This window comes from Nonomuraea sp. NPDC050404, from assembly GCF_040655495.1.
GTDB lineage: Bacteria > Actinomycetota > Actinomycetes > Streptosporangiales > Streptosporangiaceae > Nonomuraea.
On sequence record NZ_JBFAKB010000017.1, the window covers coordinates 68,857 to 78,619 of the forward strand.

General features: G+C 64.3%; 11 protein-coding genes. 8 read left to right on the plus strand and 3 right to left on the minus strand.

The features are described from left to right. Positions 1–39 precede the first annotated feature (39 nt). Both AB0I81_RS38850 and AB0I81_RS38855 read right to left on the minus strand, forming a co-directional pair. Complete coding sequence (locus AB0I81_RS38850) at positions 40–426, minus strand: SCO5389 family protein (RefSeq protein WP_360667805.1); 387 nt, start codon at positions 424–426, stop codon at positions 40–42. Positions 427–530: 104 nt separating this feature from the next. Next, positions 531–1,313 (minus strand): GntR family transcriptional regulator, encoded by a 783-nt coding sequence (locus tag AB0I81_RS38855; RefSeq protein WP_360667808.1) that lies wholly within the window; start codon positions 1,311–1,313, stop codon positions 531–533. A gap of 196 nt (positions 1,314–1,509) precedes the next feature. On the opposite strand from AB0I81_RS38855, the gene AB0I81_RS38860 reads away from it, so the two are divergent. The 7 genes from AB0I81_RS38860 to AB0I81_RS38890 all read left to right on the plus strand — a co-directional run bounded on the left by AB0I81_RS38860 (position 1,510) and on the right by AB0I81_RS38890 (position 5,178). Beyond that, a complete protein-coding gene (locus tag AB0I81_RS38860) occupies positions 1,510–1,635 on the plus strand; it encodes a hypothetical protein (protein ID WP_360667811.1) in 126 nt (41 codons plus the stop codon). 118 nt (positions 1,636–1,753) lie between these two features. Next, positions 1,754–2,092, plus strand: coding sequence for an ATP-binding protein (locus AB0I81_RS38865; protein ID WP_360667814.1), 339 nt, complete (start codon positions 1,754–1,756; stop codon positions 2,090–2,092). Next, the gene (locus AB0I81_RS38870) at positions 2,089–2,430 is read left to right on the plus strand and encodes a hypothetical protein (RefSeq protein WP_360667817.1); all 342 of its coding nucleotides are present in this window, start codon (positions 2,089–2,091) and stop codon (positions 2,428–2,430) included. The genes AB0I81_RS38865 and AB0I81_RS38870 overlap by 4 nt, the downstream gene beginning before the upstream one ends. Before the next feature lie 88 nt (positions 2,431–2,518). Beyond that, a complete protein-coding gene (locus AB0I81_RS38875; protein WP_360667820.1) occupies positions 2,519–3,040 on the plus strand; it encodes a hypothetical protein in 522 nt (173 codons plus the stop codon). 109 nt (positions 3,041–3,149) lie between these two features. Beyond that, positions 3,150–3,776: a UPF0175 family protein gene (locus tag AB0I81_RS38880; RefSeq protein WP_360667823.1), complete on the plus strand. Its 627-nt coding sequence runs from the start codon at positions 3,150–3,152 to the stop codon at positions 3,774–3,776. Then, the gene (locus tag AB0I81_RS38885) at positions 3,773–4,387 is read left to right on the plus strand and encodes a hypothetical protein (RefSeq protein WP_360667826.1); all 615 of its coding nucleotides are present in this window, start codon (positions 3,773–3,775) and stop codon (positions 4,385–4,387) included. The genes AB0I81_RS38880 and AB0I81_RS38885 overlap by 4 nt, the downstream gene beginning before the upstream one ends. Positions 4,388–4,584: 197 nt before the next feature. Beyond that, complete coding sequence (locus AB0I81_RS38890; protein WP_360667829.1) at positions 4,585–5,178, plus strand: hypothetical protein; 594 nt, start codon at positions 4,585–4,587, stop codon at positions 5,176–5,178. 364 nt (positions 5,179–5,542) lie between these two features. Here AB0I81_RS38890 and AB0I81_RS38895 read toward each other — a convergent pair whose 3' ends face one another. Next, positions 5,543–6,256 carry a hypothetical protein gene (locus tag AB0I81_RS38895; RefSeq protein WP_360667832.1) on the minus strand — a complete coding sequence of 238 codons (714 nt, stop codon included), beginning with the start codon at positions 6,254–6,256 and terminating at the stop codon, positions 5,543–5,545. Between the two features lie 280 nt (positions 6,257–6,536). On the opposite strand from AB0I81_RS38895, the gene AB0I81_RS38900 reads away from it, so the two are divergent. Continuing rightward, on the plus strand, positions 6,537–9,763 hold a 3,227-nt coding region (locus tag AB0I81_RS38900; protein ID WP_360667835.1), incomplete at its 3' end, for a tetratricopeptide repeat protein.

The following is a 9,763-nucleotide window of genomic DNA, read 5'->3' on the forward strand; positions in this document are numbered from 1 at the left end:
CCGGGCAAGACCCCCTTTTCGGACTGACGATACGTCGTGTCAGCAGTTCACCAGCGCTGGTGTCTGGTTGAGTAGCTGAGCTTCCGGCGTGGTGAACGACGCATAGGCTTCCTCTGCGCCCAGGTCGAACACCGCCACACGGTGGCAGTTCTGGAAGGCCAGCCGGACACCGAAGTGTGCTTCGAGAGCTTCGCGGATGGACGTGCTGGCCAGCGCTCGGAAGAGCTGCCCATAGGCCGCTTCGTCAGGCGGCGCGATCTGGTTGTCTACGAACACGGCCCCGCTCTGTTCGCGTTCGGCCGCGAGCCTGCTTACCAACGACCAGGCGTACGGGAGGGACTCACGAACGCAAGCGAGAAAATCGCTGCGATCGACCTTCCCATCCTGGGCCTGCTTGAGTAGCTCAGGGGACACTGTGAGTGACATTGCACCTCCTGGAGACTGACCCGAGGGTAGGCAGAGTTCCTGCCAATCGACAATGACCCCGACAGTAATGGATGACTTGGCGTCAAACGACGCCAATCTGGCGTTTACGGTCCTTCTGTCGTTGGCAGGGTGGACTCTGGCTCGATCTTGATTGGGTAATCCAGCTCGTAGCGATCAGAGTCCAGAATTATGTCGGCCGTCTCTATGGGGATGTCTCCTGCGAACGCCGTTCTGGTGATCACAAAAACTGGCGTACCTGGTCGCAGTTGAAGAGCATCTTTCTCAGAGGGGCGTGGCATGCGAGCACGAACGTGCTCATTTATTAGCGTGGGACGCATATCTATCGCAGTGAATCTTGCCACTATCCCAGCCGCGATATATGGGCCAGGATCTTCGGGGCGTTCAATTACGGTTCCGCCTGTGATAGCTAGAGGCTCATAGGAATGAACCAACATCATTGGCTCATCGTTGCCGTAGGATATGTAATCCGTGCGCAGGATCTCATCTCCAATGGAGATCTTGAGGCGCTGCGCCACCTCGATACTTGCCCGCTCCGGGTAGCTGTTGTGGCTGTACCGGGGAATGCGACCAGCAGCCAATGCCTCTTCCGCAAAGGGCGCTCCTGGGCTGCTTAGGTAATGCAACGCGGAGCGGCGTATTAGCGGCTCACGTCGCCGAACGAATGCACCCAAGCGCTGCGTTCGATCTATCAGTCCTTCATTCTCAAGAATATCCATTGCTTGACGAATGGCCATGCGGGATACGCCGAACTGCTCAACGAGGTCGTCCTGGCTTGGAAGGCGATCACCAGGCCCCAACTCTCCCATGATCATTTTGTCGCGAAGTACTGAGGCGATGCGTTCATACATGTGTTCGGGGCCGGCCACCGCGCTCCTCTTATCGATCCATCAGGACAATTGGGACCCTTTGGGACACTCTGCGAACCCGCTTGCCTTGGTATACCAAGGCTTGGTATACCCAGAATATCGCTGGCCCGCGATCCACGTCCAGCAAACACCAAGATCGCAGAGGTGGCCACCGCTTCGTGGCGTCACAAAAGATCCGAGAGGTGGAGACGGTTTCATGATCAAGGTCCTGGAGTCGTACCGGGATATGAAAAAGACTCTAGACGATCTTCAAGCTGACGATATGAGCGTGAGCGGCGAGATCCACAAGAAAGGGCATCCACGCTCCGGGATAGGTGAGTGACCCCATGCAAGCAATCCTGTCGGATCCCCCATACGCAGGGATCAAGGTATGGATGCTTCGGGAGCTTGATCATTCCACTGTGCTGCCGTGCTTGGCGCGTCGAGAGCTTCGGGGGTGGGTGGGAGATCATCCGGCGGTCGATGTTCTTGAGCTGATCGTGTCGGAGCTGGTCACGAATGCGGTGGTTCATGGGGGCGGCGGATGGGTGCGGCTGAGTCTGCGGCCGGCGGGGGTGGGAGAGCGGCGTTACTGGCGGGTGGCGGTGGTGGACCCGGGCGGGTCGGGCTCGGTTCCCATGCCCCGGATGGCCGGAGTAAGCGACATGTCGGGTCGGGGCTTGTGGTTGGTGGACGACCTCACGGGCGGCTGCTGGGGGACTGGGCTGACGCAGGTGGGCGAGCGCGTGGTGTGGGCGCTGCTGCCGCTGAATGGCCCGTCAGAGGAGCGTGTGCGGTGAGGGCGGTTGCCGGGACGTGGAGTGATGCGGGGCGGCTGGCGGGTGAACTGGCGGAAGGTCTGGGCCGTCACGGGGTCCGATCGGAGATCTTCGAGGCGCACGGGATCGCGCTGGTGGGGATTTGGTCGGTGCGCGTGACGGTGTGGTGCGAGTGGGAAAACGGCGCGTGGCGTTTCCGCTGGTCGCTGAGCGATGGCAGCGGGACGGGGCGGTGGGAGTACACGGTGTGCCCGTGCTCGGCGATGGAGACGGCGGTGGAGCGAATTTGGGATTTGTGCCAGGAGCGGTACGGGCGGATGTACGGGGCGGCGGGGCTGCGACCGTATCAAGGGCCATAGCGGCGAACGTCAGCGGACGTGTGCACCCGGACGGCGAGAAATCCTTGCAGGCGTAGAAGCGACGAAGGACGCGAAGAAGGAGACTCGAATGGCGGGACATAGAAAGGAATATGCGAGACCGAGTAACGCCAAGCTGCGGTCACTTTACGAGGAGCAACACGAGACGGTGGGGACGATCGCGAAGTCGTTGGACGTACCGCCCGGGCGGGTCAGAGAGTGGCTTGCCGAGGCTGGAATAGCAGTTCGGCAGGGCAATCAGAAGGTAGGCGTCAGCGCTGAGGAATGGGAGAAGAAGAAGGCGCGTGTGGTGGAGCTGTATCGAGAGCTGTCGCCGACGATAGGGGCTGCCGCGAAGTGGGCTGAGGTGAGCCCTGGGACCATGCGGGCGTGGCTGTCAGAGGCAGGAGTGGGAAAGTGCAAGACCGGGAAGCCGCGTATTGAAGTGGACATCAGCCCGGAGGAGCTTGCCAGGCTTTATGAACGTGAACGGTCGGTCGCCAGGGTGGGGGTGGCTCTGGGCGTGGGGGTAGCTGTTGCGCGGCGGCTGCTGAGGGAGTCAGGAATAAAAGTGCCGTGGGGAAAAGCCGGAAAGACAGAAAGGGAAGTATAAGCATTTCCAGGACTTCCGGGGGGAAAGGAGTGGCGGGAGAAGGGGACGCTGTGGATGGTGGCGTCGCAAGATAGAGGCGATGAACAAGGACGCTGATGAATGGAGCTGAATGGTGGGCAAGAGAAAGGGTTATGCGAGGCCGAGTAACGCCAGGCTGCGGTCGCTTTACGAGGAGCAACACAAGACGGTGATGGCGATCGCGACGTCGTTAGACGCACCACGCTGGCGGGTGAGGCAGTGGCTTGCCGAGGCAGGAATAGCAGTCCGGCGGGGCGGTGGTCAGAAAATAGGCGTTAGCGCTGAGGAGTGGGAGGACAGAAGGGCACGTGCGGTGAAGCTGTATCGAGAGGAGTCGCCGACGTTGGGGGAGGTTGCGAAATGGGTCGGGGTAAGCCGTGTGACGGTGCGGGCGTGGCTGTCAGATGCGGGAGTGGGGCGGTGCAAGGGTGGGAAGGCGCCCGTTGAGGTGGACGTCAGCCGGGAGGAGCTTGCCAGGCTTTATGAGCGTGAACGGTCGGTCGCCAGGGTGGGGGCGGCTCTGGGGGTGGGACGCGATGTTGCGCGACGGCTGTTAAGGGAGGCCGGAGTAAAAGTTCCTCGGGGAGCGAAATCCGAAAAGGAGAGGAAAGCAAGTATGAGCATTCCAAGTACTTCCGGGAGCGACGGAGGAATGGCCGTAAAGAGGGCTGGGGTGGCGGGGCTGGGAGCGCACGCTGGGGAGGGTGGCCGGGTGTGAGCGGCTACACGACGGTTCCGTACACGATCGCGTACGCGAATGAGGAGGTGACGGATCCGATTCTGTTTGAGTGGCGCAACCATGAGTACCGGCTGACCTACGCCAGGTCGCGCCGTGGTGATTGGCTGCATGGGATCTTGCTGGGGCGGGTGCGGGATCTGCGGGACAAGCCGGAGCGGCGGGGGCCGGAACGGATGCGGAAGCTGAACAGGCGGCGGCAACAGCGGTGCATGGGCCGGTTGTTGTGCCAGGTGTGCGGCGGTCCGGCTACCGATCCGGACACGGGGCGGATTCCGTGGCTGTTGGTGGAGTCAGCGTTCGAGGAGACGGGAGAGGCTTGCGGGCGCACCAACGCGCCGCCTACGTGCTGGTCGTGTGTTCCCAAGGCGATGGAGGAATGCCCGATGCTGCGGGAGAAGGGGACGCTGTGGACGGTGGCCTCGATCACGAGTGCCGGTGTGTTGGCGGATCTGTACGCGCCGGGGATCGATCCGCTGGGGGTTGTGTTGACCGACGAGAAGGTGTTCGTGGCGTGGGATGCGCACCGCTACCACGGCAGTGCGCTGGCGGGTGCTGAAGTGGTCGAACTGCACGGAATGGTGCGGATGTGAACGCTGGGATGGCTAGTTGGTTGCGCCAAGCGTTGCGATCTGTCAGCGGGCCGGCCTGTGATCTCGAACTGATGGCTTGCCCTGCCAGGGATGGTGGCCCCGGGCGGTCCCTTCGTGGTCAGTGGTGACGAAACGGAGGCCGCGTGAACGGGCAACGTGGACACTGATCGGCGACTCAAAGAGAGGAGGAGGGACAAGTGAGTAAGGTCGATTGGCTATGTGCGCGGCTGGGGTTTTCAAAGGAAGAGCAGGTTTTGGAGTGGGCGGATGCGGCGGAGTCGGTATCAAAGGCAGCGGAACAAGTGGGATGGTCGGCGACCGAGCTTGGGAACGTACTTGTAGTCATGGAGATAGCGAAGAGGAAGAGAGAAAACAGGGAAGGACGCCAGGCGAAGCTAGAGAGGGCGGCCAGGCGGGAGGAACTGGAAGAGAGGCATGCTCAGGAAGCAAGGAAGACGATGCGGGAGCAGCTAGAAAGGGGAGACAGAGAGGAGCAAACAAGGGAAAGAGCGCGGGTGGAGCGTAGAGTTCGAGAGGCTGAAAAGGATGGCATCGGGAGGAAGAGGAGCTTTTTTCTGCTGGCTATGGGAGGGCTGAAATATGATTGCCTGGTGCTGAACGAAGAGGAAACCACTGCGGAGACGATGGAAACGCTTTGCGGACAGAAGGGGGCGACACTGCGGAGACGGGGTGTCGTGCCGTTTGCGTGGTCACCAGGAGAGGATTATGTGCATGGAGAATGCAAGGAAGCAGCTGGGCGGCTTGCGGAGAAGTGGGCGAGCGGTCGTTAGAGAGATGATCTCAGATGCGGGTGAGTGTCGCTGCGGAACGGCCACAGTAGCCCGGGGGGACGGTCGATTAATGATTGGTGGGTGCGATGGAATTGAGACCGTATGAACAACACGATGCGGACACTGATCGTCGATTACTTAGAGCTGTTCCCTGACGGGGTTACGGTCGATGAGGTGCGGGCGCACTTCGATAACGTGCCTAGCCGCAACGAGGTGACGATATGGCTGCTGGCGCTGCTCAATGAAGGAGCGGTGGTCAGGGCTGAGTCGGCTCCGAATCGACTAGTGCCGGGCGGCTTTAGTCCTGGTCCGAGGAGACGTCGCAGATTTCGGCTAACCTAGAGGGCATCCGGGAGTCTTTACATTATAGCCTATCTTGAAATTGGCTCCAGCTAAGCTCATTGGCTACGAGTTGACGCACCTTCTCTGAAGAGGCATAAAAATCCACAAGTACTAGTATTGCAGATTGCGCGCCGTCGATACGATCTACGAGACTAGCTGGCTCACCAGGGCGGAACCTTGCGTCAGTCATCCCGCGCAGTCCTCGATTAATCTGCTTGGCCAATGCAACGGCATGGCGCTCGGCATATTTGCCAATAAGCGCTGGAGCGTCAACATCGAGATCTTCTCGCAGCCTCGCGGCGGCCTTTATCGCTTGCAGAGAAGCTCGTAGTTGAATTTCTGTCTCGTGGACGCTCCACTCTTGCCGCAGAGCAGATTTTTCGAGGAGAAGACGCTCAAAACGCTCATACGCCGAATTGGTGCGCTTAAAAGATTCGAGCTCGGCAAATATATCTTCGAGATCTTCTAGTCTGCTGAGGGTCGCTTCCAGCTCGTTCTGGGCTTTATGGCACTCGTCGGCATGCGCTTTTACTCTGCTCAAAAAGGGGGCTAACCGTTTAGCGAGACCGTCAAGTTCCGGATAGCCCAACTCGAAACCTTTAAGCGCCGCTTCTGCTCGCGCTTTTCTTCTATCGCTTGCGCGAGCTGCTAGTAGTGTGATTGCCGTTGTAATAATGGCCGTGACGCCGGTTGAAGTTGCTATAGTTATCCATAAAGACGAACTAGCCATTGCCATGATTCATGCTTAACCGTCCTGTGCTACTTCCAAACCTGATGAACAAAGTTAGGTAGGTGGCGGACGACCTCTCGATCAAGTCCAGTGGCCCCCGGTCCGCGCGCCCGGGGCACTGTCACGACCTCATCTGATCGGAGCAAGCGCAGCCCAACAAGCGTGTGCACAACCCAACTTGCAATGGTCCTCCAGCGACTCCGACTGTGAACGATCGACACAGCCGGACGGAACGATTGTGTAACAGGGGGCATCTGGATCTTGGCTGCGTTCTACACAGGAGAATGTGAGCAGTGGGTTGCGGGTGCTGGTCTCGATCGTGGGTGCGGTGGCGGTGGCCGTTGCGGTGGCCGCAGTCACGGATGGTAAACCGGTGCAGACCGTGCTCGGGGCCGTGCTGGGGGGTATTGTCTCGGCTTTCGGCCCGACCGTGCTCGATCGCTGGCGGGAGCGGGCTACGGCGCGTGACGCCGTTGAAGCGGCGGCCGAGTTGTTGCCGGATGGATCGAGTCCGGCGATGCTGCTGCACGCATCTCTGCGAGTGGTGCCGTTCGAGGGCCGGGAAGAGGAGCTAGAAGACCTGCTCGCCTGGTGCCATGAGCCACAAGCGGGGCGGTTACGGTTGCTGACGGGGCCTGGCGGGGTGGGTAAGTCGCGCTTAGCGGTGGAATTGGCGAACCGGCTGGGCTCGCAGTGGGGGACGGTGGAGGTGCGCGACGATGCTGAGGCCGATGCGCTGTCGCGGTGGCGAACGCTGAGCCAGCGTCAGGTGCTGATGGTGGTGGATTACGCCGAGACGCGTACGGGCCTGCCGGCGTTGTTGCACGACGTCGCCACCGATGAGGGGCGGGGGGTACGGGTGTTGCTGCTGGCACGCAGCGCCGGGGAGTGGTGGCAGCAGTTGGGGGCCGCGTCAGTGCGGGTGCGGCAGATGGTGGCCGCCGCTGGCGCCGAAGGCATAGCGCTGGCCGATCAAGTGGTCGCGGACAAGTCGGATCGAGAACTGGTGCTGGCGGCGGTGCCACACTTCGCCACCGCGCTGGGGGTGCCGGCGCCGGAACGCCTGGAGGTGAAGTTGGGCGAGGGACGCCAGCGCATCCTGGATCTGCACGCGGCGGCGCTGGTGGCGGTGCTGCGGTCGGCACGATCCGGTAGTGGGCCGGTCACCGTCCAGGTGACGGACGTGCTGGAGGAACTGCTGGGGCATGAGCGCCGCTACTGGGTTGGGACGGCGCAGGCACGCGGCTTGCAGGGCGCGAACGGGCTGAGCACTCAGGCCGTCGAGCAGACGGTGGCGGCGGGCACGCTGCTGGGGGCGGCCGATCGCACCCAGGCGGCCGAGGTGGTGGGGCGGGTCCCCAGTGGGGCGGCCCCGGTCCTGGTGGCGGACTGGTTGCGGGAGTTGTACCCGCCGGACGACGGCGAAGGCGGCCGGGAGTGGCTGGGCCGATTGCGCCCGGACCGGCTGGCAGAGCTGCATGCCACCCAGAAGCTGAGCGGCTCGCCTGAGCTACTGGAGGCGTGCCTGGCGAATCTGGATGAACGACAGGCGCGGCGGGCGCTGGTGACGCTGGCGCGGGCGGCGCAGGAGCTGGATGCGGCCGGGGAGATCTTGCAGCGGTTGCTTCCGGTGGTCGCCGGTGAGGTGGGGTCGATTCCCGCTCCGCGGGAGACTCTGGTGGCGTTGTACGAGGTGCTGCCGCATCCCTCGCTGGTGCTCGCCGAGGCGCATGCCCTCCTGGCACGGCGCATCTTGAACAGCACTCCAGCAGATGCCGAGGTCAGGGAACGCGCACGCTGGTTGTCCATGCTGGGCATGCACCTGGCCGAACTCGGTCGTCCGGCCGATGCGCTGCCGGTGGTTGAGGAGGCCGTGGCCATCCGCCGGGAGCTGGCGGCGGCCTACCCCGACCGCTACCGCCCCGACCTCGCCGGCTCCCTGTCCAACCTCGGCAACCGGTTCTGGGAGCTGGGCCGCCCGGCCGATGCGCTGCCGGTCGAGCAGGAGGCCGTGGCCATCCGCCGGGAGCTGGCGGCGGCCTACCCCGACCGCTACCGCCCCGACCTCGCCGGCTCCCTGTCCAACCTCGGCATCTGGTTCGCGGCGCTGGGCCGCCCGGCCGATGCGCTGCCGGTGGCTGAGGAGGCCGTGGCCATCCGCCGGGAGCTGGCGGCGGCCTACCCCGACCGCTACCGCCCCGACCTCGCTACCTCCCTGTCCAACCTCGGCCTGACCTTCTGGGAGCTGGGCCGCCCGGCCGATGCGCTGCCGGTGGCTGAGGAGGCCGTGGCCATTCGCCGGGAGCTGGCGATGGCCTACCCCGACCGCTACCGCCCCGGCCTCGCCGCCTCCCTGTCCAACCTCGGCGTGACCTTCGCGGAGCTGGGCCGCCCGGCCGATGCGCTGCCGGTGGCTGAGGAGGCCGTGGCCATCCGCCGGGAGCTGGCGATGGCCTACCCCGACCGCTACCGCCCCGACCTCGCCGCCTCCCTGTCCAACCTCGGCATCTGGTTCGCGGCGCTGGGCCGCCCGGCCGATGCGCTGCCGGTGGTTGAGGAGGCCGTGGCCATCCGCCGGGAGCTGGCGGCGGCCTACCCCGACCGCTACCGCCCCGACCTCGCCGCCTCTCTGTCCAACCTCGGCAACCGGTTCTGGGAGCTGGGCCGCCCGGCCGATGCGCTGCCGGTCGAGCAGGAGGCCGTGGCCATCCGCCGGGAGCTGGCGGCGGCCTACCCCGACCGCTACCGCCCCGACCTCGCCGCCTCCCTGTCCAACCTCGGCATCTGGTTCGCGGCGCTGGGCCGCCCGGCCGATGCGCTGCCGGTGGCTGAGGAGGCCGTGGCCATTCGCCGGGAGCTGGCGATGGCCTACCCCGACCGCTACCGCCCCGACCTCGCCGGCTCCCTGACCAACCTCGGCAACCGGTTCTTGGAGCTGGGCCGCCCGGCCGATGCGCTGCCGGTGGCTGAGGAAGCCGTGGCCATCCTCCGGGAGCTGGCGGCGGCCTACCCCGACCGCTACCGCCCCGACCTCGCCACCTCCCTGACCAACCTCGGCAACCGGTTCTTGGAGCTGGGCCGCCCGGCCGATGCGCTGCCGGTGGCTGAGGAAGCCGTGGCCATCCTCCGGGAGCTGGCGGCGGCCTACCCCGACCGCTACCGCCCCGACCTCGCCACCTCCCTGACCAACCTCGGCAACCGGTTCTTGGAGCTGGGCCGCCCGGCCGATGCGCTGCCGGTGGCTGAGGAAGCCGTGGCCATCCTCCGGGAGCTGGCGATGGCCTACCCCGACCGCTACCGCCCCGACCTCGCCGCCTCCCTGACCAACCTCGGCGTGACCTTCGCGGCGCTGGGCCGCCCGGCCGATGCGCTGCCGGTGGCTGAGGAGGCCGTGGCCATCCTCCGGGAGCTGGCGGCGGCCTACCCCGACCGCTACCGCCCCGACCTCGCCGCCTCCCTGACCAACCTCGGCGTGACCTTCGCGGCGCTGGGCCGCCCGGCCGATGCGCTGCC